General features: G+C 36.9%; 22 protein-coding genes. 6 read left to right on the top strand and 16 right to left on the bottom strand.

All coding sequences use genetic code 11. From position 1 onward, the window contains the following. Window positions 1–81: 81 nt before the first annotated feature. The 16 genes from WC743_RS24985 to WC743_RS24910 all read right to left on the bottom strand — a co-directional run bounded on the left by WC743_RS24985 (window position 82) and on the right by WC743_RS24910 (window position 18,764). Window positions 82–1,176 (bottom strand): glycosyltransferase family 4 protein, encoded by a 1,095-nt coding sequence (locus WC743_RS24985; RefSeq protein ID WP_373016279.1) that lies wholly within the window; start codon window positions 1,174–1,176, stop codon window positions 82–84. A 200-nt stretch (window positions 1,177–1,376) separates the two neighbouring features. Continuing rightward, on the bottom strand, window positions 1,377–2,273 hold the full coding sequence (locus WC743_RS24980; protein WP_373016278.1) for a hypothetical protein: 897 nt from the start codon (window positions 2,271–2,273) through the stop codon (window positions 1,377–1,379). Window positions 2,274–2,554: 281 nt separating this feature from the next. After that, a complete protein-coding gene (locus WC743_RS24975) occupies window positions 2,555–3,790 on the bottom strand; it encodes a glycosyltransferase (protein ID WP_373016277.1) in 1,236 nt (411 codons plus the stop codon). Beyond that, window positions 3,787–4,575, bottom strand: coding sequence for a DUF5672 family protein (locus WC743_RS24970; protein WP_373016276.1), 789 nt, complete (start codon window positions 4,573–4,575; stop codon window positions 3,787–3,789). The genes WC743_RS24975 and WC743_RS24970 overlap by 4 nt, the downstream gene beginning before the upstream one ends. Then, window positions 4,572–6,191 carry a glycosyltransferase gene (locus WC743_RS24965; RefSeq protein ID WP_373016275.1) on the bottom strand — a complete coding sequence of 540 codons (1,620 nt, stop codon included), beginning with the start codon at window positions 6,189–6,191 and terminating at the stop codon, window positions 4,572–4,574. Before WC743_RS24965 ends, WC743_RS24970 begins: the two co-directional genes overlap by 4 nt. Then, window positions 6,176–7,051: an alpha-1,2-fucosyltransferase gene (locus tag WC743_RS24960; RefSeq protein WP_373016274.1), complete on the bottom strand. Its 876-nt coding sequence runs from the start codon at window positions 7,049–7,051 to the stop codon at window positions 6,176–6,178. Before WC743_RS24960 ends, WC743_RS24965 begins: the two co-directional genes overlap by 16 nt. Then, on the bottom strand, window positions 7,017–7,988 hold the full coding sequence (locus tag WC743_RS24955) for a glycosyltransferase family 2 protein (RefSeq protein WP_373016273.1): 972 nt from the start codon (window positions 7,986–7,988) through the stop codon (window positions 7,017–7,019). The genes WC743_RS24960 and WC743_RS24955 overlap by 35 nt, the downstream gene beginning before the upstream one ends. A 23-nt stretch (window positions 7,989–8,011) precedes the next feature. Further along, window positions 8,012–9,166, bottom strand: a complete 1,155-nt coding sequence (locus WC743_RS24950; RefSeq protein WP_373016272.1) for a hypothetical protein — start codon at window positions 9,164–9,166, stop codon at window positions 8,012–8,014. After that, window positions 9,166–10,056 carry a GDP-mannose 4,6-dehydratase gene (locus WC743_RS24945; RefSeq protein ID WP_373016271.1) on the bottom strand — a complete coding sequence of 297 codons (891 nt, stop codon included), beginning with the start codon at window positions 10,054–10,056 and terminating at the stop codon, window positions 9,166–9,168. The genes WC743_RS24950 and WC743_RS24945 overlap by 1 nt, the downstream gene beginning before the upstream one ends. Beyond that, a complete protein-coding gene (locus tag WC743_RS24940) occupies window positions 10,046–10,774 on the bottom strand; it encodes an FkbM family methyltransferase (protein ID WP_373016270.1) in 729 nt (242 codons plus the stop codon). The genes WC743_RS24945 and WC743_RS24940 overlap by 11 nt, the downstream gene beginning before the upstream one ends. A 9-nt stretch (window positions 10,775–10,783) precedes the next feature. Beyond that, the gene (locus WC743_RS24935) at window positions 10,784–12,013 is read right to left on the bottom strand and encodes a class I SAM-dependent methyltransferase (protein ID WP_373016269.1); all 1,230 of its coding nucleotides are present in this window, start codon (window positions 12,011–12,013) and stop codon (window positions 10,784–10,786) included. A gap of 9 nt (window positions 12,014–12,022) precedes the next feature. Further along, window positions 12,023–13,144 carry a glycosyltransferase family 4 protein gene (locus WC743_RS24930; protein WP_373016268.1) on the bottom strand — a complete coding sequence of 374 codons (1,122 nt, stop codon included), beginning with the start codon at window positions 13,142–13,144 and terminating at the stop codon, window positions 12,023–12,025. Continuing rightward, window positions 13,137–14,918: an asparagine synthase (glutamine-hydrolyzing) gene (asnB, locus tag WC743_RS24925; RefSeq protein WP_373016267.1), complete on the bottom strand. Its 1,782-nt coding sequence runs from the start codon at window positions 14,916–14,918 to the stop codon at window positions 13,137–13,139. The genes WC743_RS24930 and asnB overlap by 8 nt, the downstream gene beginning before the upstream one ends. Window positions 14,919–15,029: 111 nt before the next feature. Continuing rightward, window positions 15,030–15,545 carry a UpxY family transcription antiterminator gene (locus WC743_RS24920; RefSeq protein ID WP_373016266.1) on the bottom strand — a complete coding sequence of 172 codons (516 nt, stop codon included), beginning with the start codon at window positions 15,543–15,545 and terminating at the stop codon, window positions 15,030–15,032. 24 nt (window positions 15,546–15,569) lie between these two features. Beyond that, a complete protein-coding gene (locus WC743_RS24915; protein ID WP_373016265.1) occupies window positions 15,570–17,990 on the bottom strand; it encodes a GumC family protein in 2,421 nt (806 codons plus the stop codon). After that, window positions 17,991–18,764, bottom strand: coding sequence for a polysaccharide biosynthesis/export family protein (locus WC743_RS24910; protein WP_373016264.1), 774 nt, complete (start codon window positions 18,762–18,764; stop codon window positions 17,991–17,993). A gap of 90 nt (window positions 18,765–18,854) precedes the next feature. Here WC743_RS24910 and WC743_RS24905 point away from each other — a divergent pair, with 90 nt between their 5' ends. The 6 genes from WC743_RS24905 to WC743_RS24880 all read left to right on the top strand — a co-directional run bounded on the left by WC743_RS24905 (window position 18,855) and on the right by WC743_RS24880 (window position 24,338). Then, a complete protein-coding gene (locus WC743_RS24905) occupies window positions 18,855–19,601 on the top strand; it encodes a glycosyltransferase family 2 protein (RefSeq protein ID WP_373016263.1) in 747 nt (248 codons plus the stop codon). Window positions 19,602–19,667: 66 nt separating this feature from the next. Further along, window positions 19,668–20,771, top strand: a complete 1,104-nt coding sequence (locus WC743_RS24900) for an MraY family glycosyltransferase (protein ID WP_373016262.1) — start codon at window positions 19,668–19,670, stop codon at window positions 20,769–20,771. 63 nt (window positions 20,772–20,834) lie between these two features. Next, window positions 20,835–21,833, top strand: coding sequence for a type I glyceraldehyde-3-phosphate dehydrogenase (gap, locus tag WC743_RS24895; RefSeq protein ID WP_373016261.1), 999 nt, complete (start codon window positions 20,835–20,837; stop codon window positions 21,831–21,833). Next, window positions 21,830–22,264, top strand: a complete 435-nt coding sequence (locus WC743_RS24890; protein ID WP_373016260.1) for a GNAT family N-acetyltransferase — start codon at window positions 21,830–21,832, stop codon at window positions 22,262–22,264. The genes gap and WC743_RS24890 overlap by 4 nt, the downstream gene beginning before the upstream one ends. Before the next feature lie 96 nt (window positions 22,265–22,360). After that, window positions 22,361–23,551: a phosphoglycerate kinase gene (gene pgk / locus WC743_RS24885; RefSeq protein WP_373016259.1), complete on the top strand. Its 1,191-nt coding sequence runs from the start codon at window positions 22,361–22,363 to the stop codon at window positions 23,549–23,551. 82 nt (window positions 23,552–23,633) lie between these two features. Then, on the top strand, window positions 23,634–24,338 hold the full coding sequence (locus WC743_RS24880) for a hypothetical protein (protein WP_373016258.1): 705 nt from the start codon (window positions 23,634–23,636) through the stop codon (window positions 24,336–24,338). Window positions 24,339–24,374: the final 36 nt, after the last annotated feature.

Here is a 24,374-nt window from a genome sequence, read left to right as displayed (position 1 = left end):
AAATACCACCACCAGAATGAGGATAATATTCAGGAAAAATGAAGAGTATTTCAATGGATATTTAACGATTTGTAAAATGTATTAAAAACAAGATGTGAAAGTAGATGCCATATTGTTAGCTACAAAATCCCAATTTAGTGTTGATCTTACTTTATTTTGGGCTGCTTTTGAATATTTTACAAGCGACGTATGATCATTTAAAAGATCACTTATCGCAATAGACAGTTGAGAGGCTGATAATTCAGGTAAAACAATACCATTTTGCAGATGATCTACAATCTCAGGCATGCCGCCTCTATCAGAAACAATAGAGGGTATACCAAATTGCATCGCTTCTATAATAAAACCGGGATATGGGTCGCATCTGGCCGGCGCAGCAACAATATCGCATTCGGCAAATAACTCTTTTAATTCTTCTTGATTTACACTTCCCTTATAAAACACATTTTTAGCATCAATGCCTTTATCTATTCCTAATATATATAGCTTAATTGTAGGGTCATTAGAATAAGCTTTCGTAAACGCTTCAATTAAAATATCTCCACCTTTTCGGTGAAAGTCACTGCCGTTAAACAATATTACTTTACTTCCAAATTTTTTTTCTCCGGGAAAGATGTCCTGTAAATTGCCGCTCGACCCGATAACTATCATCTTTTTGGGATCGATTCCGTAATCTGTCTGTAACGATTGTGCAACCATATTGCTCCAAGGAAAAAGAAATGTGGCCTTTTCATAAGCTTCTCTTTCTTTTTCCATCCATTTTTCTTTGTTTTTTTGACTTGAGAACCTTTTAATTGGGTCAATTTTTTCTGCTAATGCCACTGTAAAATCTAACGTCATTGCAAACGGTAAATCATTATTCTTAACAGAACAAGCTTGTCCAAAGATCTGCAGAACTATATCTGGCTTTATTTGGGCCACCCGCTTTTGTAATATTTTAGATTTATAATCAAACGCCCAAGGAGTCAACGATCGTTCAAAATTCTGCTTAAAATAATTTATGTAAGGAAATCCGTTGATGATGTCTGTTATAAATCTTCTTTTACTGGGCGCCAAATGCGGAAAACTCAAAGTTTCAATATGATTGAAATGCTTTTGTAACGCTTTTATCAATAAATGATATCTTTTAATAAAAAAAAGATCGCCGGTTATCAATAAATTTTTATCACCAGGCATGTTATTCATTGGAAGTTAGGGACAGAGAAGCTATATTAAATAATGATTTTTATAATATAAACGTTTCGAAGGGCCTATCAGACTTTAAAATACTTTTTAACCACTGCTCAGTTTTCCCAAATATAAAAAATTTCAAATTGAATATAATTCTTTAAGCTAAACGCCGCAGTTTAATTAATTGAATAAATATTATGATAAGGTTAAACATTAAATGCAGACGAATTCACTATCTTTTTCATAAAATTAGAATGGATGAGATCAGGATTAAACTCATTGTTAATATGCTCTAAAACCTGCTGCTGGCATTTTTTCCAATATTCTTCATTTTTGAATTTCATTAATGTTCCGGCTATGATATCCGGATCGTCGCTATTAACATAACTTATCCAATTGTTTTTTAATGCCCATTTACCTAAAGAGCTGTATTCAGGAGCAATAAGTAAAACGGGGATGCCAAGTTGGGCATATTCAATAAATTTACTCGGAAAGCTTGACTCCATCCGGGGTTCGTGTTGCAAATCAAAGGAATAAAAAACTATTACAACATCAATATTGTTAATTATAAAACTTTGAAGTTGATTTATTGTGGGTAATAAATCTCTTATTATAATGTTTTCTGGATATTTTGGTTGGAACTCATCTAACGGCCCAGTAAAACAATAAAGCGACCCATCGAATTGATGTATTGCTTGCAATATGTTATCAAGAATATCGAAGTGAACGTGCATCATTATCATCCCGGCATAACAAAACCGCAAGTGGTTCGGGCTGTCATTATTATGTGCCTTAAACGGACCACCATATCCTTCAGGTATTGGATAAAGTGTTTCTGCATTATTAATGCCCTTTGCTTTAAGCAAACTTGTTAGTGAATCTGAAACCGGAAAAATATAGTTTGCTGCCTTAAGGATTTTATTAATATGTTCAGCAGTCAACAAACTTAGCTTAGCGTAACGGTTAAATATGGTATCATCGTGATAAAACAAATAGTAAGGAATTTTAAACAGTTTTTTTATACTTAACATCAAAAGATTGCTCACCTCGCCCAGTACACCAAGTAGTATATCGTGTTCGCTGCTGAATTTAACCTGGCTCAACAGACTATGCAGCGTAAAATATATCCGGACGTTAGTTAGGAACGGGGTTCTTCTTCTTAGTGGTGGATACCAGTTTTTTTTATTTAAGCAGATACAATCAAATTCGACCGGGAATGATTTGTTAAAGGCCGGTGAACTTGATATATAAATTATCATTATTTGATGGCCTGCATCTTTTAATCTTTTTAGGTGACGGTAAACTACTACACTGCCGCCGCCCGCGTCTTTTTGTGGGATAACTGAATTTGATATGAAGATGACGCGTTTGTTTTTCAACAGTACTAATTTTTCAACTTTTTGTTTAGGATGGGAATAATTGATTGCCATGTTAAATATTTAGAAGAATAATTCTTCATAGCATCATAATTATTTGAAAGTAAGATCTCATCATCAATTAGTTTTTGCAATGTTTCTTTCAATTCTATTGTATCATTTAATTTAATTTTTTTGCCGTGCAGACCGTTATTTGTTAACTGCTCGAATGATGGTATTGTATCAGTAAGTATTAAATAATTACCAAAAAAAGCGGCCTCTGCTGCGGCAATGCAAAAGCTTTCATTTTCTGATGTCATGCAAAATATTTTGGCTTTATTATAATATTCATAAAGTTTATTCGGATCATCAATTTTACCTGTGAAAAATACAGATTCAGAATATGCTGGATATTTTTTATAAAAATTATTAATAGTATTGTAAAAGGATGGTTCAATTGAACCTATAAAATATACTTTCCAATCTTTTAGCTCTATTCCGTTTAAAGTATCAAGTAGCATTTCATTGTTTTTTTGACGGGTGCCGATTTTACCAACAGTAATAATTATATTTTCTTTTTGTTGAAAGTTTTTATTTATGGTAACACATTCACTTATTCGGTTTTCATCAACACCATTTGATAACAACAACATTTTCTTTAATGGGACATTAAATCTTTTGATAAAATATCTATACCCTTCTTGAGTTTCGGCAGATATGGTGTGGACCAGTCTAAAGAATAGCGGTTGAATTATTTTAGTGAAAAGTATGACTTTAAGCCATGCATAACTACTGTTTGTATTAAAAAAATATTTATTTTGTTTATAAAAACAGATATCAATATCCAACTTTATGTAAACTTTACCTTTAGGATGCAGTAATTTAAACAATAAGGTGTAGAATATATTTTCGGCATTAAAATGAAATAAATTGAGTACGTCAATTTGTTTGGAGTTCTTAAGTAAGTAACTTAAAACAGCTCTTTCGTAGAATTTACCCCGCCCTTTATGTGGTAAAAATTGCAGTTGTAAACCGTTTACTTCGCTGTGTAAAAAGGGATAGTCCTTGTGTTGTTGTTCTGAATCTTGTGGCGGTATATCAACCGGTCCCTCATGCCTGCCGCCTTTTAGGGTATAATAATAGGTTACTAAGCTTGCTGAAAAATCCTTGTAACTGTTGCCGATATGGTAGGGCACCTGGCCAGGATCTTTCCTTAATTCTAAATTTTCAACGTGTGTTACAATAGTTACGAAACGAATGCTCATTTGGGTAAATGGTTATTTGCAGTTTCGATATAATTTTTCCAGAACTCAGGTTCATAACGCAAATAAGCATGGCAACCGAATGGTAACTTTTTACCAATAGATTCAAATGTTTGTTTAGGATCAAGTTCTATTGAAAATTTGGCAGCTTCTGTAGTAGTAGGGAGTTTAAAGAATGGGAATAAGAGGTTGCCCCAGTATTGAAAGAAATTATCTTCCATAAGGGTTACCCATATTTGGGGCTGCAGCCTTTTAAACTTAATTAAAAACAATGTTTTTTTTATATTACGTAATGATAAGCCCCCGTTACCCACTTGTTTAAAAGTATAAAACGATGGAAAATACCTTTTCATAGTTTTAAGAAAAGCCCTATACTTAGTAAGTACCCTAATTGGATAAGTATCCATATTAATAAACATGTAAGGTGCCCCTATATAGTCATATCCTTGCTTGCACCAGTATTCCAGTTCATCCTTAAATACATAGGCATCTAACTGATATATTAAAATGTACTTATAGTTGTTAAACCTTTTGTAAAATGCGGTTGAAAGCATTAGTCGGTTATAACCGGGAATATCAATAAAATAGTCATCCGCAAATCTCTCTACTGCAAAGTCAATTTTAGTATGACAGAAATTTTCATAAAAGGTGGTATCTAATGATGCCGGGGCGAAAAAGATTATTTTGTATTTACCTAATATATTTAAACACTGGGTTAGTGAAGCCAGCTCTTCTTCGCTGATGCTCTGTTTATATATCGGGATTGTAACCGCTACCAGTTCTTTCATTTGTGAACAGGTTCTGCAAGCTCCATTGCCCTGGCTTTAATAATGGTGTTAGCCGGTACTGATTTATAAATAAGGTTATTGGCACCTATAACACAGTTGTCTCCAATTGTTACATTTTGCAGAATAACCGTGTTGCTGCCTATCCAGCAGTTATGCCCTATCTTTATTGCCCCGGTTGCCATACCCTGCCTGGTAAATGGAATGCCCGCGGCTTTATATTGATGATTATGATCATAAAGCCGTACACCCTCTCCAAGCCATGTATCGTCGCCAATTTCAATATGCTCCATACAACTAATTGAGCAATAGTTGTTGAATGATACATTGCTGCCAATAATAAGGCTGCCCTCCCATATGCTTATGTTGCAAAAGCGGTTAACCATCACATTACTGCCTGTTAACAGGTAGGAGCGGTCCCTATCCATATTAATTTGTGTAAAATCATTAATATAGATACCATAAGTAATGAATTTTGAACCTTTGGCTGTTATATGCAGGTTTGCTTTCGGACTAATAAAAAAGCTCCCCCTGGTTTCGAGCCGGTTACCCAATTGCCATCGATAATACTGTATAGTAAAGTTGTGCGCATGCTTTTGATAGTATTGATAAGGCTTAAAGAATAAGAACTCAATAATACTCAGGAATATTTTTTTCATCCAATATTTTAAAGAGTGACCGGGCTTTGTCGTTTTTAAAGTAGTGCCATAAACAGATAGAGCCAACGTTAATCCAAACAATTTTTTTAACCAGTTGAAATTGGCATTATTATAAGTTTCGCTAATGAATTTTGCTAAAGTTTTTGCTTCATGAGGTAGGCCGGCCTTTGTAAGTTTATTATGAAGTGCAATTAAATTTTTAATGAACACATTAATTGCTTCGGGAGGTAAAAGCTCCCGGCGGAAGTTTTTTATTAAAACCAAAGCGGAGGCCACCTGCTGCAGTAAGTTCTTAGCAGACATATTTTCCTCATGGATCCGGTATACAAAAAGGCGTTCATCCATCCCATAAAAATTTGCCCCTGCAAGCGCAAGCCTTAGCCAATAATCCCAATCCTCTGCTCCCTGGGTAATGTTTCCATACTGGGAGCCAACTATGTCACAATAACTTTTTTTTATGCAAGCTGATAACACCGGGATGCTGTTTCCTGAAAATTCAATCCGGTACATTTCTTCGCCGGTATACCATCCTTTTGCTACATTAAAATGATAAGGCAGGCGGAAATTGATGGACTGGTCAAATGTATAACCGTCTGAAAAAAGTACATCTGCTTGCGGGTTATTCAGTATGAACCGGTGCTGTTTCTTAAGCTTATCAGGTAACCAGGTGTCGTCAGCATCTAAGAAACAGATCCAGTTGCCTTTAGCGTGCGATATACCAGTGTTTCGCGCGGCCCCAAGTTTTTTATTTTCCTGGCTTATCAGCGTTATTCTTTTATCATTTATATACTGCTCAACAATAGATACAGTAGCATCTGTAGATCCGTCGTTCACTACAATCAATTCCCAATTGCTAAATTCCTGACCAATAACAGATCCTATCGCTTCGGCAATATATCCCGCCGCGTTGTAGGCAGGCATAATAACGGAGAAAAAAGGAATATCTAAATTATTGTCCAACGGTGTGGTATCAGGTCTTTTGTATCTGTTAAAGAATTAGTAAACCATTTCCCGGGTGCAATTACCTTTTTATTTTCTGACGGATTAAGCCAGGCCCCCCACCAGCTAAAAGAACTGTTAGCAATAATATGATGTTTGCATTGGCTCATCAGGTACATATCGGCAGCGCTATTGGTTTTGTTGTGGTTAATAACATAGTTTTCGCTATCTGTAACCACGTTATTAGCGGCCCACTCGGTATCGTCAGAGAATATAAAATATACAGGATCGGTAATATCTTTATTCATGATCTGTATAGCTTGCTGGTAGTACTCCATACCGCAAACCGGATGTGTTGCATTGCCCACATAATCGCCCCTGCGGATGTGCAGCGAAACAGCGTTTTTGTTTTGAATTAGCTGCTGATAAGATATGTTTTGATGATCATGGGGTTGAGGTAACTTTAATTCCCGGCGAATATCATCGGCGATATCTTGAAAATATTTTTCAGACTGCCAAAAACCGGTTAAAAATGTATTCCCATTAATTAAACCATGAATGTCTGCATCATAGCTGAATTTTTTTTCATGCAAGTGCTGTACAATGCCTAAAGATTTGAGCAATCGCAATTTGTAAAAGGCTGATCTGCTTTTAGGATAGGCAACAACAGAGCTCAGTATTTTTGTGCCTGCAATTTGCGCTTTAACATTAAAAACATCCAGCTCGTATTTCCTGTGAGTAAATCCGGGTGGGTGATCAGTATCCTCCAGGGTGGTGATATCAAGATAAAGTTCTGTATTTAACCGTTTGGCAAGTGAGCGGCCAAAGGCATATTGAAACATTTGATTACCTAACCCGCCTTGAAGCTTTATAACTATCATTGATTTTTGCCTGCCAAAAGGTTAAATTTTTAATTAATTGCTGTAAATAGTGTTTTTTAGGAAGATAACTTATTAAGCCATTGGCTTTAATGCAACAAGTAACAAAATACGGGACTGCGCCGCTCCAGCCTGCTTCAGTAAGTTCGTTATTGGTTTTGATATTGAACCTCCTGATAAGCATCCAAAAGGTGTCAAAATAAAACTGTAATTGATTTTTGGTATGCTTAAGCTTCTGGTAGGTGTGTGAATATTCAAAAATTAAAAGGTTTTTGTTATGAATTGCTGATTCAGTTACCTGCGTATTGCTTAACCCTATATTGATTAAAAAGTCTTTTGTAAACGCGAACTGTGGATTTAATTTTAACAGCCGGATGTAGTAATCTATATCAACTACATATTTTAAATTTTCGTCAAAAAGCAGGTCGTTTTTTTTAAACAATGTTACGCTGGGTGCACCAATAACATTATTATAAAATATGAATTCAGGATCGTACCTTATTGCAGATACATAACTATCTGTAATGGAATGCTGGCTTATTATTGAGCCGTTTAAGGCTATGTTTTTAGAGCCACAAAAGGCTAAAATATTATTTGGATGTTCTTTGATCAACCCAACGAGGTTTTCTAATGCATCTGTTGAGCTAAACCAATCATCATGATGCATGATCTTTATATATTTCCCCTGCGCTTTGCTTATGCAACAATTCCAGTTTCGCGGCGAACCTAAGGGTTTTTCGTTATGATAGTACCGTAGTTTATCTTGAAAGTTAAACTGATCAATTAACTCTTTAACATCTTGGTTATCAGAGTCATCGGTTATAATTAACTCATAATCAGTAAAGATTTGACTGATTATAGAAGAAAGCGTTTTTTTTAAGTAATAAGTATTATTATATGTTGGAATACAAATAGAGACTTGGGGTGTTTGTATCTTCATTTAAGAATTAAATAATCACTCATTTAATTTAACTCTGTAATGTATTCTAAAAAAGGAATGATCATTTTATCAAAATCGTTTTCAGACGAAATTCTTTTTGCATTCTCCGCATAGGTTAAGTAATCATCTTCAATGGCATCAATAGCCATTTTTATTTGGTGAGTGCTTAAATAATTAACTAATACGCCGCTTTTGGTGTCGTTTATAAACTGGAAGCCGGGCAAGGAGTTACCTATAATAGGCGTACCGCTATTAAGATACTGATATACTTTGCCTGATGGGGCAGTGTAATAATTAAAGGTTTTTAAATGAGGGAATCTATAAAAATCATAAAATGCAAAACCAATTCTAAATTTGGACACAAATTTAGTTAAGTTTTCTTCCGATAAATAAGCGGTATCTATAATTAATCTTTTTTCAGTTAACAGATCTGAATAAAATTTCTCAATAATGTCTTTTGTTTCTTTTGGATATGCCCCTTTTATTGTTAAAGTGTACTCTTTATAATCTTTAATAAAATCGAGGCATGTTATTATCCCGAAGCATAGCACTGCACTGCCACAATAAACAAGATCTGTTTTTTTTCTATGGGTATAGTCTGGTTCAAAAGGTAAGTATTTTGGTGAATTTTGAATTATAAAGTATCGGGGTTTTTCTTGGGGGAATAGGTAATTTAACCTTTCATGCGACTGGATGATTACCGATTTAATGGAGCTTAGTTTAATATTTTTCAGATATTCATCATTCTCAGATATTTCTAATGATAGCAAATGAGCTTTCTTACCAGCTTGTTGGGCACACCATAATGCCATAGTATCAATTGCGATAATCTCTTTATTTGTTTTTTTAATATAGTTTATTAAAAATTTGGCCTGGTGATTAGTTAAACGTTTTTTTAATAATCTATTTTCTGAACTTTGAATAAATTTATTTATTATTTTATGAAGTAAGGCTATAGCTGAATTGAATATATTTCTTTTGATTTTAAAATCTGTATATTTTATATCCGGATCTTTAATTTCGTTTTCCGAAAAATGTTTTGGTTGATAAGGACAGATCAGTTGGACTTTATATTTTTCTTTTAATGCGTAAAATAAATTAAGAGTAGATGGCGAATAAGCTAAATGGTCATTTAGAAAGATGATCAGGATCTCTTTTTTTGATTTTGGATTACTCATTATAAGTCGTTGTTTGCTTTTAACATAATTAACGCCAAATCATTAATACTAACTACTGGTTGCCACCCGAGCGAATGAATTGTGGCAGGGTTTGAAACCAATGTCTTATATTCAGAAGCAAAACCGGGGATCAGTGATACATAACTTTGCCAATCTAAATTATAATAACTAAAGCATAGCTCTAACCAATTGGCTATAGTATATGCTTTGCCAGAGCCAATAACGGTTTCAAAAACCGCATTATTATTTATGAACTTCCAAATTGCTTCGGCTACGTCGCCCGCGTAAGTGAATTCTTTTTTTACCGTGATATCGCCCAATTCTAATTTTTCAATTTCTCCGTTTGCGATCCTTCGGGCAGCCATCACAATTTTTTGATTAACGTGCCTCTCTGATCTCAGCGGACTATCATGATTGAAAAAATAGCCTACATAAACGTTTATACCTAAACTGCGGTAATACCGGGAAGTGTATACGGACTGGATGCGTGCCATTGAATAGCTATCCCGGGCTTCAAAGGTATCTGTTTCTGCTATTGGTGCATTGTTGTTTACAAACTGCAGGCCGCTACCGGCAATAAACACTTTGCTTTGCTTTGAATATTTATATACAGCCTCAAGTATATTTAATGTACCGGTTGAAATGGTTTGATAATTTTCAAAAACCGTATCATGGCGGGTAGTAGAATTAGCGGCTAAATGGAAAACATAATCGGGTTGATTGTCTTTTATCAGCTTTTCAACCAGCGCATAACCGGCAACATCGCCTATGGTATAGGCGGGGTTTCTTCTTGAAACGCCAATTACTTCAACGCCCGCTTTATTGAGCAGTGTGTTTAAATAAAAGCCATCCTGCCCGTTTATTCCAAATATTATGGCTTTAGGTTGCATTGTAATTATTAAACCATTTCTTGTCCACAAAAATTGTATTGATATAAGTATCTGCAAATACAAAATAACCTTTTGACAGCATCAAATCAATAATTGAAGTTACTTTAGGCTTAATGTGGTTTTCTGAATACTCGCATGTTTCAACTATCCAAACAGGTACTGGGTATTTTTCAAAATCAAATGCTTTTAAAACCTGATAATCTACCCCCTCAATGTCTAAAGATATGAGATGAGGCACGGTACCATTTAAATTTTCATGAATAATATCTTCTATAGTAATTAACCTGATACTTCTTGTTTCGGTTAGCTTATACATGCCAGACTTTACACGCATTTCAGCGTCTTCTTTAGACAGGGTATTTAATGATGGCTCGTTAAATACAAAAAAGTCTGCATTCTTGTTCCCCTCGTTGCTTATGGCAGCATTAACAACTATATCATTGGGCCTTGCACTTTTAATTCGTTCACTAAAATTAAGATCGGGTTCTACTAAAACCCCTCTGCAACCCCAGTTATAAAAAAGATAGGTGTTATTGCAACCAATTGGGTCATTTGCTCCAATATCTATATAAGAGAAAGAACTTATACCCATTGACGAAAATAGATACTGAATTATGCGGTCTTCGCCTGCCTGCGAATTTGAGTTATTAACGCTTATTATAGGCGGCTTAATGACTTTGAAAACAATTTTTTTTATGGCTTTTTTTATCTTACCCATGTTTTATAATTATACAATTTCAATTTCAGGCAGTGGGAAGATAAACTTACCGCCCTGCTCAATGTAATTTGTTTCCCGTGCTAATATATTATGTTTAAAGTGCCACGGCAACACCAAAAAATAATCGGGGTTCATGGCACGCGCTTCCTTTTCAGATATGATGGGGATGTTGGTGCCCGGCGTAAATGAACCGAATTTATCGGGGTTAACCTCCGCTATATACGGGATATGCTTTGCCGTGATACCACAAAACTGCAGCAGCACGTTGCCTTTGGTTGATGCCCCGTAACCAAATATGGTCTTCCCGTCGGCTACGAGCGCCTCTATCAGGTCCAGCAGGTTTTTGCGGTGCTTAAACACCCGCTCCTCAAAATCACGGTAGGGCCTTGGGGTATCCAAACCCATATCGCTTTCCTGCTGCAGCATCCAGTTGATGATAGCGTTGTTCTTTTTATAGGATGCCCCCTTTTTACAGGCGGTAACGGCAAAGCTGCCGCCGTTAATGGCATTCATCTGTACGTCAACCACGCTCATGCCGCAGCTTTCCAAAAGGTTCTTTACCACCTTGAACGAATAAAACTCCAGATGCTCATGACAGATGGTATCATAGGAGTTGGTCCTTAGCATGGAGGGCATATAGCTTTGTTCAAAATGCCAGATGCCCTCATCTTCCAGTACCGCCTCAATGTCTTTTACAAAGGCAACCGGGCTCTCCAGGTCATAAAACATGGCAATGGAGGTAATGATCCTGGCCTTGCTATCCGGGAAGGCCGAGCGAAAAGCATCTGCCGTAAAAAAATCAGGGATCAGCTCAATGCCATCGGTGTAGTATGCTTTAAACTTTAGGCCCGTTGGGTCAATGCCCACTTTGCGGAACTTACCGCTATACGCTTTTAGTGATGTGGCATCGTTACTGCCAATATCAATTACCAGGTCGGTATCCTGTAACTGAACCAGCCGTTCAAGCGCTTTTATTTTATGGGTCAGGTGCGTTACCATGGAAGCATTAAGCCCCGAACGGTAACCATAGTTATCGCCATACATTTCATCCAGGCTGTAGGATTGTTTCATTTGCAGCAGGCCGCTGTCAGGGCACCAAACCAAATCCAAAGGGCCTTTGGTGATTTCTTCAGTAACAGATTTGGGGAATACACCGGTAAGGTATTGTTCGCCAAGAGATAAAACCTTTATAAGATTGGTGCTCCCGCTTATCCTGCACTTTTTTATTTCAGTATACATATATCTTGCTTATACATTAAGTAGTAATTTCTCTAAATTATTTATGTACTGCTCTTCGTTAAAGTATTCTAAACATTTGGTTTGTAGTTTACTACGATTTTGGTTGGTTAATGGAACTGTTAAATGAGCTGTTATTGATTCTATTAATTCATCCAAATCATCTGCATTAATTGCTGTACCCAATTCACCATTTTTAATAGCATCTAAACTGCCATCGGCATTGCCGCAAATTACCGGTAGGCCATAAGCTAAGGCTTCAATAAATACAATGCCAAACCCTTCTTTTTTACTTGGTAAAACAAAAAGATCAGCCAGTAAAAAATGATCTGCCAATTCTTTATCCTCTATAAAATTGGTTAATATAACCTGGTTGGTTAAATCCATATCGGCTATAAGCCGTTTTACCCTAAGCCCTTCTTTTTTATCATACTGGCCGGACAGGATATATTTAATATCAGGAAATTTATCCTTCAGGTCTCTTACAGCGCGCAAAACCATATCATGGCCTTTATATTTTTCTGTTGACGCAAGGCGGGTTAATGTAAAAACAATAGGTTGTTTAATATTTATTGAATATTTACTAAGCAGATATTGAGGTTTTGAAAAATTTGAAGGCAATTTTATAAACGGATCAATGGCATTATTTAATACATGGCACTTTTCAAGTGGCGTTTTATGCCATTTATGCATTTGCTGTTTGGTAAAATCACTCACACATATAATTTTATCAGATCGCTTTATGATCAATTTTTTATGGAAACTTAACGGCCGCCATACCTCAATGCCGTGTGCTATTAGCCAAATTTCACACCCGGGATTAAACAACCTGGTAAGCAAGCCAACAACGGCTAAGTTAATATGTGTTAAAATAACAACATCGGGTTTCTTTTTAACAAATACCGTTCTAAAAATAAACTTTAGGATGTTTTCATTATAGCCATTAAACTTATTCTGAGGTAAATATGCTGTCATCAGGTCGGCATTACTCTCATATAACGATGACAATTTAAAATCCCATCCTTTTTTTTCACTTAAGGTATTTAATGCATGGGCCAGTGTGCGCACCATTTTTTGTATGCCACCAGTTGTGTTAAATATTTGTAACGATAACAGACTGATGTTTTTAGACATGGTTTTGAATTTGGTAAAGCGCAAAAGCCCTTGACCAATGAATTTTTCCGCTTTTAAATTCCCTGATAAAGTTTTTTGCAGCCTGCCCCTTATACAAGGTTTCATCGCAAATATTTTTATTGCGCTTCATCCAGTCTTCTAAAGGGAAACTAAAACCCATTTTAGGCCTGTTCCAAACAAATTCAGGCAAAATAGATTTAAAGCTATCTATCAATATTTTTTTAGGCCTGTTATTACCAAACCTAATATCGGGATGGATCTGTTTAGTGAAATGTTGAAAATCTTCATCTAAAAATGGCACCCTTACTTCTAAACCATGGCTCATACTCATTACATCGGTATCTCGCAGAAGTTGGTTTTGCATATACAGGTTAGTTTCAAACCAGGCAGCATGTAATTGATCATAAGGGCCCAGGTCAGGAAAGTTGTTTGTGCCAAATAGTATTTCATTAACATGCTTTTCATCCATGTTTAAGATCCCGGCAATATCGGCAGGTGTGTACAGCCCTCTTATAAATAAGTAATCTGCCGCCGGGTGATCATGCTGTAAATAGGTGAATCTTTTATAGCTATCGGTATTAAACATTTGGGCACCTTTGAAAACAAGGGCCGGCAGTTTTTTAAGGTAACGCAGGTATGCTATTCTTTTAAACGAAGGATAGCCCCCAAACAATTCATCGGCGCCTATGCCGGATAATACCGCTTTTAAGCCGGCATCATGTGCATATTTACTAATAAACCAGCTATTTATACCATCTGTTGTTGGCATATCCATTGATGACATTATTTGAGGGAAAAACTTTTCAAAGTCCTGCTGTTTAACCAGGTGCTTATAGTTATTGCCTTTAATTTCATTTAAAATAACATCCTGATATGGGCGCTCATCATATTTTTTCTCGTCGAAAAAAATTGATACGGTTCTTAAATGTTGTAATTGTGATTTGGCCAGTAAAGTTATCAGGCTTGAATCGACCCCACCACTTAAAAATACACCTATCGGCGCATCGGCAATTAATTGCCTTGTAACAGCTTTTTGTAAATGCTCACGAATCCCCTGGCAGGCAACCGCAACATCTGTAATAAAATGTTCAGGATCTGGCCCGGCATATTTATTAATAGCATAAGTGCCATTTTTATTCCAGCATAAATAATGGCCTTTGGGTAAGTTAAGGGTATCTTTTAGTGTAGTGTATGGTTCAGGAATATTACCGAATGCCAATAACCACACCGGCCATCTTTCATCAATATTATTATTTAAACCAGATGCTTTAAATGCTTTAATTTCTGATGCGAAGGCCAGTTGCCCTTCATTTATGAAATAGTATAATGGTTTTATTCCGGTGGTATCACGTACCAGGTAAACAGCGCCCTTAACCGTATCATATAGTGCAAAAGCAAACATGCCCCGGAGCTTGGCAAAGCACGCTACGCCCCAGTATAAATAGGCTTGTATAATAACTTCGGTATCTGTATCAGATTTGAACCTTGCACCAAGTATAAGTAACTCTTTTTTAAGGTCGGGGTAATTATAAATTTCCCCGTTAAAAGTTAACCAGATCTTTTGTTCTGTATCAGCCATTGGCTGATGGCCGTTTTTACTCAGATCAATTATTGAAAGCCTGCGATGGCCGAATGATAACCCGGCTTTTTCATCTGCATATATACCTTCATCGTCAGGGCCACCATGCTGCAGGGCATTGCACATAGCATTAACTATTGTTTTTATCTGATCAATATGTAACCGGTTTGAAACCAGCCCTGCTATCCTGCACATTTACTGTCTGTATACAGCTTCGCCCCGTAAGTCACACTGTTTATTTGTAACTTATTAATAATGAGCAAGCTGTGATTTTTTAATTTATGCGTTGTACAAACAGCGTATAAATTAAAACCTATTTATTAATGATGCTGCAACACTTACAATAATTGAGCATCCGAGGTTCTCTAAACGTATTAATAATTGTTTTTGAGAACGGTAAGTTATCATTTCTCCGGTTAGCCCTTTTAATGGCCCGCCTTTAATCTTAATTTTTTCTCCGGGTTGTAAATTTTCTTCTGTTACTTCAAGCTCCAGTGAACTTGCCATTAGTAATTTAAGATCATCTATCTGCCTGTTGGGCATTGCTGTGATATGGCCAGAAAAATATATAAAACGGGATATCCCCCTGGTCATTAATACATCGGCCTGGGCATTTTCTGCTATCCTAACAAATAAGTATGATTTAATAAGAGGTTCTTCTACCCATTTTTTTCTGTCGCTCCATTGTTTTAACCTGCGCTGTAAAGGTAAGTATACCTCCACGCCCTTATTGGCTAAGGCAGTATAAGCTTTTTTTTCGGCACGGGGATGTGTATAAACCGGATACCATTTTAGCATACCTGTATTTATGTTAAAAACCATACTTTAAAAAAGAACCTAATATTATTAAAACCAGCGCCTTATGTCCCACCATTTCTTTTCTTCACTATCTACATAATACCCCGAAGCTTCGTAGCCACTGTAATCAGAGTAATAATAGTATTTGCTGCCCGAACTATCACTGGTAAATTTAGTGGTGTAATATCTTGAATGTAGTAAATCTTCTGCAAATGCATTTAACACAATTACAGTATTATCAAGATGATACTCCTGGGCAATACGCTGCGGAACGGTTGCTGAGTAAAATTTTGATTTGCCTGAACGGATAACAAAAATGTTTATATCGCTCATCCTTATTAAAGGTATAGCATCTGAAACCAGCCCTATAGGCGCCGTATCTATCATTATTATATCATAAACAGCATTTAGCTCTTTAATGAGTTTCTTCATCCTGTCGTTATGCAGTAACTCTGAAGGGTTAGGTGGAACCGGCCCCGAAACAATAAAATCAAGATCTTTTTGTTTGGAGTGCTGAATGATATCCTCTGCATCAGCCTGGTAAGAAAGATAATTGCTTAAACCTATATCATTGGGTACTTTAAATGTTTTATGGATCTTTGATCTGCGTAAATCAGCACCAATCAGTATAACCTTTTTGTCAATTAATGATAGTGTGCTTGATAAGTTTACCGCAACAAATGATTTACCCTCGCCTGCAACTTCAGATGTTATGCAAATGATCTTGCTTTCTTTTTCGCCTGCAATAAAGTTTAAATTTGTACGTACGGACCTTACCGATTCTGCAAAAATTGATTTAGGCTTGCTTGTAGCTAAAATCTGCGAATTATCTTCATCAATATGCCCGGGAAACTTTCTTATCACACCAATAATTGGGCTGGCAGTAAGGCTTTCGATGGTTTCTTTATCATAAATATAAGGGTTTAGCACCCTTATCAAAATGATTAAGCCAAGGCCGGTAAGCAGGCCAAATATAATAGCAGACCGGTGTATATCATGTTCATTAGGGGCTACCGGCGAATAATTTGGCTGGGCAAGTTCAATGATGGTTGCACCAGGTAAAATTCCTGAGCGGCTAATTTGTGCCTCCAGTTTTTTCTCTGATAAAAAGGAATAAACCTTCTCGCTAATTTCAAAATCGCGCCTTAAACTAATAATATCACGCTCATGCACCGGCAAAAGAGATATTTGCTGGTTAACCTGTACCAGTTGCTTATTAAGGTAATCTAAATTTCTTTGAATATTTGAATAAATGGCAGTAAGACTGGTTAATGCAGTATTTTTAATCTGTAAAATAGACCTGTTAATGTCCTGTATAGGTTGCGAGTTATTATTGTAGGTTTTTAGCAGCTCATTACGCTGGGTTAATAAAAGATCAAGGTTGGCAATTAACCGGTTTAATGATGGGTCCACCTGCCCATTGCCGGCATCAAAATTTAAATTGACATTGTTTTTTTCTTTAGCAATTTGCTGCTTTAGATCATTAATTGCCAATAGCTGCAAATTTAAAACGGATTGCTGTGTTTCAAGATCTTTTGCCTTGGTCATAGCAGCATCGGCCGAAGCGCCAACTTCCATTAACCTGTTCTTTTGCTTGAAATTTTGAATGGATTTTTCTGACCCTTTAACCTGTGATGATAAATACTTTAATTGATCATCAATAAAGTTGATCATTTGAGTTGCTGATTGCGTTTTTCTGTTGCGGTCATAAATCAGGTACTCTTTCATTATGTAGTTAAGTACATCAGCTGCAAACTTGGGGTTTGCATCGGTTAACTGTAATGATAAAATATTTGAATTTTTAGCGGTTTCTGCTGTGCGCAATTCTCCGCGGATGCGGCCAACAAAATCTTCGGGTGTGTTAAATTTAAATAAGATCACCGAACTTTTGTTTATTGCTCCGGGATATTTTATTGTAAATGAGGTAGGGCCAATATTAATAATGCTGTTATAAGCATAGTTATTTGCTATCTCTTTATCGCCAACTTTATAAACCAGGCTAAAGTTGTTGTTATTTATAGGTTTAAAAGTGATCAGGTCGCGGTAAAAGTTTAAGCTATCAAACTGTACCAGTTGAATAGTAAGCGGCTTAGCCGGGTAAATTTCGCTGGTACGCACCCTGCCTTCTATATAAAAACTAATAGGGTAGTCAAGGTCTTTAACAGCATTTAATATTACACCGTGACTTTGAATTACCGATGTTTCACTTTGTATTCTTGAAGTACCCCTCTCTGAGCTTGCGATAATACTGGATAGATCTGCAATTTCAGATTTTTTATCCTCCAGTTTCATTGTGCCCGATGTGGCGTAAATTTTAGGCGTATACCATAAGTACACGTTTGAAATTATCATAAAAATAGCAAGTGAACCTGCTATCCAATACCAGCGGCTAATTAATATTTTACCAAGTTTAAAATAATCAATTTCCTGGTTAGGTAATTTGTTCTGAATATTCTCTGTTTCTTCCATTTACTGCCGCGAAAGAGTAAAAATCAGTAATGCTGTATTAATCAATAGTAATGCAGGTTGCACCAGGCTTGTTATGTTTTGTAAATTATCGTTACGTATTGCGCGTTTATTTTGTGCTATATATATAATATCGCCGTTTTGCAATACAGCAGCGGGATCTGATATTGAACTTAGCTTACCCAGGTTAATCTCTGTCACTGTTTTATTTTGCTCTCCGCGTATAATTTTAATGTTTTTTTCATTGGCGTTTGCCGTAAGGCCACCCGCCTCGCCAATAAGCTCAACTAAAGTAGTATTGTCTTTTTCTAATGGGAACCGCCCGGGTGATTTTACTTCGCCAAATATGGTAACCTTTAAATTTATAACCTTCACCTCAAAAATGGGGTCCTTTAATAACTGTTTACGATAAAGGTCTTCAATTAGTTTTGATGTTTGCATCCGTGTTAAGCCGGCAACCTGTACATGGCCTATTGCCGGTAACGTTACGGTACCATCTTCTTCAACCTGGAAAGTTTGCCCTTGCCCGGCATTGCCACCGCTTGCACTATTTGCTGTGGGCACTTCGTCAACAATATATTTTATGTTTTGAAGGTTGCGTATTTGCAGTACATCCAAAGGCCTTATATGATAGCTGCCTGGTGCCGGTAACACTTTTTGTGCTGAGGTATCGCTTACGGTTTTATTATTTTCAAAAAGAATTTGGTTTTGCTTGTACGAGCATGAACTGATGAGGGCGAAAATACTTACAATACAAACAAAATATAAAACACGCATATGAAATAATTACTGCTTAATGTTTACTAATTTATTATGCAGCAATTTCAAATTTACATATTTGCAGTTAAATAACTGTATTTTTCCGACGTGCCCGATTTAAAAATATCTGTAATTACCGTTTGCCGTAATGCCGAAACAACAATAAATGCCTGTATCAGCTCGGTAATAAACCAAACTTACAATAATGTTGAATACATAATTATTGACGGAGCATCAACAGATAATACCCTTGCCATTATAAAAAAACATGAAAGCCATGTAGCTGTAATAGTATCTGAGCCCGATAAAGGGATTTATGATGCAATAAATAAAGGTATTGGTTTAGCAACCGGGGACATTATTGGTGTGCTTAATGCCGATGATTTTTTCTCAGGCCCTGATGTATTGTACTCAATTGCTGCCGCATTTAAAGCTAATATGGCTGATGTAATATATGGCGATTTAGATTATGTAGATAAAAAAGGCAACGTAGTACGTAAATGGCGCTCGGGAAAATATAAGCATGGCAAGTTTAACCGTGGCTGGATGCCCCCGCACCCCACATTTTATTGCAGGAAGGAATTGTTTGAAAAATTTGGCAATTACAGCCTTGTTTTTGGTACAGCTGCCGATTATGAATTGATGGCAAGATTTATACACTTAAAACAAGTGCCGGTTTATTATCTTGAAATGGTATTAGTGAAAATGACAGCAGGCGGGGTTAGCAATAGCAGCTATAAAAACCGCATTAAAGCACTTTATTATGATTTGAAGGCCATGTATAACAATGAAATAAATTTTCCACCTTTTGCATTGATGCTTAAACCCTTAAGAAAGCTAAAGCAATTCCTTTAATCGTAAGATAAAAATATTATATTTGTGCATAAGCAACTTATAACTGACCCCCTAACATTTATATAGATGCAAGAGTATTTAGATACCTACTATTTCATATATTATACTTTTATAGTAATGTTTTCGGTTTTGATAACATTGCTTTCTATCCCCTCTATTTTACACGTTGCACGTACCCGGCATTTATATGATGATGTTGGTCATTTTCGTAAACAGCATGATCATGGCATACCCCGTTTAGGCGGTGTAGCAATCTTTACAAGCTTTAGCATCACCATGTTATTATTTAGCATGATAGATAAAAGTTTGCCCATTAGCTATTTGCTTGCAGCAACTATTATTTTGTTTATAATGGGGGTAAAGGATGACTTATCGGGGGTTAATTCAAGCACTAAGTTTTTTATACAATTTGTTGTAGCTACAATTTTGGTTACACTGAGCGAAGTGCGCCTTACCAGTATGTATGGGGTTTTAGGGATTTATGATCTGCCATATCTGTTAAGTGTTATTTTGTCTATACTATTAATCATGTTAATTGTAAATTCATTTAATTTGATAGATGGCATTGATGGCCTGGCAGGTACTACCTGTATTATAGTGAACGGAACATTTACAGCCTTATTTATATACATGAAACATTACGAGCTTGCTGCTATTTCATTAGCCATAGCAGGATCGGTTGCCGGTTTTTTACGATATAATTTAACGCCCGCAAAAATATTTATGGGCGATGCCGGCTCTTTGCTTATTGGCCTTATATCTGCAGTTATGGCGGTTAAATTTATTGAACTAAATAAAATTACCGCGCTTAATAGCCCCGATATATTTTCGGCCCCGGCTATAGCATTGGCTATATTGATAGGGCCTATATTTGATACGTTAAGGGTTTTTGCATTGCGTATTTTAAAGGGATCGTCTCCTTTTACTGCAGATCGTAACCATATACACCACCGTATGCTAAGGTTGGGTTATACTCACATGCAAGCTACCTTTATATTGGCCGGTATCAATATTCTTTCAATTGCTATGGCTTTAATGCTTAGTCATTTAGGCAACCTCACCCTTATCATTATCATCTTTGCAAACTCCTTATTATTTAGTTGGATTATAACAGTTTGTATCCGTACTAAAGAAAGGGAATCTTTTACCTTCCGTAACCTGTTTGCTTAGCATTGGCAGTACACTAATACTCCACATTAATTTATTTAGTTTTGCACCCTTAATTTTAATGTAATGAAAATTGCAATTAATGGCTTTGGCCGTATTGGGCGTATTTTTTTAAGAACAATACTTACAAAACCCAACATACAGGTAGTAGCTATAAATGATCTGGCAGATACAAAAACGCTGGCACATCTGTTTAAATATGACTCGGTACATCGTGGTTTTAAAGGTACTGTTACCAGTAGTGATGATGGCCTCATCGTTAACAATCAAAAAATAATAACCCTGCAGGAAACCGATCCGCAAAACTTACCCTGGAAAGAACTGGATATTGACCTGGTTATTGAATCAACAGGGAAGTTCATTACTGCCGAAGGCGCTGCAAAGCATTTAACGGCAGGGGCAAAGCAGGTAATTATTTCTGCCCCTCCGGGCGATAAAAGCATCCCTACAGTGGTGCTTGCCGTAAATGATGGCAACGTTGATCTGCTATCCAAAATATTGTCTAACGCATCATGTACAACCAACAACGTTGCTACTATGGTGAAAATACTTGACGAGAACTGGGGCATAACAGACGGCTATATTACCACCGTACATTCTATGACGGGCGACCAAAACCTGCATGATGCACCGCATAAAGACCTGCGCAGGGCAAGGGCCGCATCAGCCTCCATTATACCAACAACAACAGGTGCTGCCAAAGCAATCACAGCAATATTCCCGCATCTGGAAGGCCACTTAGGTGGTGCCGGTATCCGTGTGCCCGTATTAAACGGCTCGCTTACAGATTTTACCTGTAGCTTAAGGAAAATGCCAACAGTAGCTGAGATCAACGCGGCATTTAAGCAAGCTGCCGACGGCCCAATGAAAAATGTACTGGAATACACCGAAGACCCAATTGTATCAACAGATATATTAGATAACCCGCACAGCTGTATTTTTGATGCACAGCTAACATCAATAGTTGGCGGCCTGGTAAAAGTGGTTGGCTGGTATGATAATGAAATGGGATACTCCAGCCGCCTGGCAGATCTGATTGAAAAAATAAGTCTGCTTAAAAAATGATAAAGTTTATAACCGCCGATGATGTGCTGCCTATTCGCAACGAGGTTTTGCGCGAAGGCAAATTAACCCTTGACGAATGCCGTTTCCTGAATGATGATGCAGAAGGTTCTTTTCATTTAGGATATTATGTTGAGGATGAGCTGGCATGCATTGCATCGTTTCATCCCCAAACCTATGGCGAATTTAAGGGCAAGGCTTACCAGTTACGCGGTATGGCAACAACAGAAAAGTATAGGGGTAAGGGTTTGGGCAACCGCCTGGTTAATTTTGCCATTACTTACTTAAGGGGGCAGCAGGTAAATTACATATGGTGCAATGCACGTAAAAAGGCGCTGCAATTTTATTTAGGGGTAGGTTTTGAGGTGATATCGCCCGAATTTGATGTGCCCGGTATAGGTCCTCACTATGTAATGTATGTTAAGATACAATGAAGTTTTACGCATAAATGAGCACCTTTTTTACTTTTACGTTGCTGATTAGAATAAAATTGTTCAATTTGCCACCGTTCATAAATTACACAATACTATATGAAAACAATAGATCAGATCAGTTTTAACGGTAAAAGAGCCCTTATCCGTGTAGATTTTAATGTTCCCCTGGATGAGGACTACAACATTACCGACGATAACCGTATGACAGCGGCTTTGCCAACTATTAAAAAGATTTTAAAAGATGGCGGTGCTGTTATATTAATGTCTCACCTGGGTCGCCCAAAAGATGGTCCTACAGAAAAATACTCTTTAAAGCATGTGGTTCCGCATCTTTCTGATCTGTTAGGTCAGCAGGTTGAATTTGCTGATGATTGTATTGGTGAACAAGCAATTGAAAAATCAAAAGGTTTAGGCAAAGGCGAAGTGTTATTATTAGAGAACCTTCGTTTTTATAAAGAAGAAGAAAAAGGCGATAAGGATTTTGCAGAAAAGCTTTCAAAATTAGGTGATATATATGTAAATGATGCTTTTGGTACGGCCCACCGTGCGCATGCGTCAACAGCTGTTATAGCGCAGTTTTTCCCGGATGCCAAATACTTTGGTTACCTGATGGCAGCCGAATTAGCCAATGCCGAAAAAATATTAAACGGCGCCGCAAAACCTTTCACCGCTATTATGGGTGGTTCAAAAGTTTCTGATAAAATTGAGCTGATTGAGAAATTGCTTGATAAAGTAGATAACCTGATCATTGGCGGTGGTATGGCTTATACCTTTGCTAAAGCGGATGGTGGCAATATTGGTACATCATTAGTAGAAGCCGATAAACTTGACCTGGCACTTAGCCTTGTAAAAAAAGCAAAAGAAAAAGGTGTAAAACTGTTATTACCTGTAGATAACGTTATTGCCGATGCATTTTCAAACGATGCCAATACCGATATAGCAAAAACAGGCGAAATAAAAGACAATTGGATGGGATTAGACATAGGCCCGGAAACAGTAGCACTGTTTAGCAAGGTAGTTGAAGAATCAAAAACCATATTGTGGAACGGCCCGATGGGTGTTTTCGAAATGGAGAAATTTTTGGTAGGTACCAAAGCAATTGCCGAAGCCGTTGCTAAAGCAACTGATAACGGTGCATTCTCATTAATAGGCGGTGGTGATTCTGCAGCTGCGGTTGCCAAGTTTGATATGACCGACGATGTTAGCTATGTATCTACAGGTGGCGGTGCTTTGCTCGAATACATGGAAGGTAAAGAGTTACCGGGCGTAAAAGCGATAAACGAATAAGGATAAAATCCTTCAAAAGCATAATTAAAAAAAGAGGCGGGTAACCCTGCCTCTTTTTTTATATTTACGCAACAATATCCATATGCCTAAATTATCATTCCTTTCAGCTTTATTTCTTTTCTCTTGTTGTTTTGGTTTTGCACAAAAGCCTCCTGCTGCCGACGCTATTATAGCCCGTTATGTAAAAATGATAGGAGGGGAAAAACAATGGGCCGCTATTAAAACGTCAGAGTTTCATGCGACAGCAACTATCGGTGATAAAGCGTTGATTATGTTAATTATAAAAGCAGGTTCCGGAAAGTTATACCAAAGTATGGAAGGTGGCAATCTATCTATAACGGAGATATATGATTCAGGAAGCGCCATTGTATTACAAAATGGTAAACCGAGGAAGATAACGGACACTATTATGCTTGACCATTACCAACTTCAGTCAAATATTTTGCCTGACATGAGTTATATAAAGCTACAGTATAACCGACAGGTATCAGGGCTCGAAAATATTAATGGCGTGCCATGTTATAAGGTTATCCTAACATCAAAAAACGGATCAGTAAATACCAATTATTATGAGCAGAAAAGCGGCCTATTAACGATGATCGAAAAAAGCGGCGTTAAAACTTATTTGAGTGATTATAAATTTTACAAAGGCTGTTCTATTCCGTTTAGTATGTCGACAGACTCGGGGAATGGCTATAGTATGAAAATAAAGCTTACAGAATGGCTGATCAATCAAAAAAGCAGCGTTGAACTTTTCAATACTAAGAAACAGGAAGCCGGGCTTTAGTAACGATTTTGTTGAAGGCGCTGATTTGTCAGCGCC

This window comes from Mucilaginibacter sp. (genome assembly GCF_041660805.1).
In the GTDB taxonomy this organism is placed as follows: domain Bacteria; phylum Bacteroidota; class Bacteroidia; order Sphingobacteriales; family Sphingobacteriaceae; genus Mucilaginibacter.
Note: the sequence above shows the minus strand (reverse complement) of the source record. Positions and strands in the feature narration are given on the sequence as shown.

Excerpts from the sequence above, each read along its gene's own strand:
- WC743_RS24985 (WP_373016279.1), bottom strand. The coding sequence starts at position 1,176 with ATGCCTGGTGATAAAAATTTATTGATAACCGGCGATCTTTTTTTTATT.
- WC743_RS24975 (WP_373016277.1), bottom strand. The coding sequence starts at position 3,790 with ATGAGCATTCGTTTCGTAACTATTGTAACACACGTTGAAAATTTAGAA.
- WC743_RS24970 (WP_373016276.1), bottom strand. The coding sequence starts at position 4,575 with ATGAAAGAACTGGTAGCGGTTACAATCCCGATATATAAACAGAGCATC.
- WC743_RS24960 (WP_373016274.1), bottom strand. The coding sequence starts at position 7,051 with ATGATAGTTATAAAGCTTCAAGGCGGGTTAGGTAATCAAATGTTTCAA.
- WC743_RS24955 (WP_373016273.1), bottom strand. The coding sequence starts at position 7,988 with ATGAAGATACAAACACCCCAAGTCTCTATTTGTATTCCAACATATAAT.
- WC743_RS24950 (WP_373016272.1), bottom strand. The coding sequence starts at position 9,166 with ATGAGTAATCCAAAATCAAAAAAAGAGATCCTGATCATCTTTCTAAAT.
- WC743_RS24945 (WP_373016271.1), bottom strand. The coding sequence starts at position 10,056 with ATGCAACCTAAAGCCATAATATTTGGAATAAACGGGCAGGATGGCTTT.
- WC743_RS24940 (WP_373016270.1), bottom strand. The coding sequence starts at position 10,774 with ATGGGTAAGATAAAAAAAGCCATAAAAAAAATTGTTTTCAAAGTCATT.
- WC743_RS24935 (WP_373016269.1), bottom strand. The coding sequence starts at position 12,013 with ATGTATACTGAAATAAAAAAGTGCAGGATAAGCGGGAGCACCAATCTT.
- WC743_RS24930 (WP_373016268.1), bottom strand. The coding sequence starts at position 13,144 with ATGTCTAAAAACATCAGTCTGTTATCGTTACAAATATTTAACACAACT.
- asnB (WP_373016267.1), bottom strand. The coding sequence starts at position 14,918 with ATGTGCAGGATAGCAGGGCTGGTTTCAAACCGGTTACATATTGATCAG.
- WC743_RS24920 (WP_373016266.1), bottom strand. The coding sequence starts at position 15,545 with ATGGTTTTTAACATAAATACAGGTATGCTAAAATGGTATCCGGTTTAT.
- WC743_RS24915 (WP_373016265.1), bottom strand. The coding sequence starts at position 17,990 with ATGGAAGAAACAGAGAATATTCAGAACAAATTACCTAACCAGGAAATT.
- WC743_RS24910 (WP_373016264.1), bottom strand. The coding sequence starts at position 18,764 with ATGCGTGTTTTATATTTTGTTTGTATTGTAAGTATTTTCGCCCTCATC.
- WC743_RS24900 (WP_373016262.1), top strand. The coding sequence starts at position 19,668 with ATGCAAGAGTATTTAGATACCTACTATTTCATATATTATACTTTTATA.
- gap (WP_373016261.1), top strand. The coding sequence starts at position 20,835 with ATGAAAATTGCAATTAATGGCTTTGGCCGTATTGGGCGTATTTTTTTA.
- WC743_RS24890 (WP_373016260.1), top strand. The coding sequence starts at position 21,830 with ATGATAAAGTTTATAACCGCCGATGATGTGCTGCCTATTCGCAACGAG.
- pgk (WP_373016259.1), top strand. The coding sequence starts at position 22,361 with ATGAAAACAATAGATCAGATCAGTTTTAACGGTAAAAGAGCCCTTATC.
- WC743_RS24880 (WP_373016258.1), top strand. The coding sequence starts at position 23,634 with ATGCCTAAATTATCATTCCTTTCAGCTTTATTTCTTTTCTCTTGTTGT.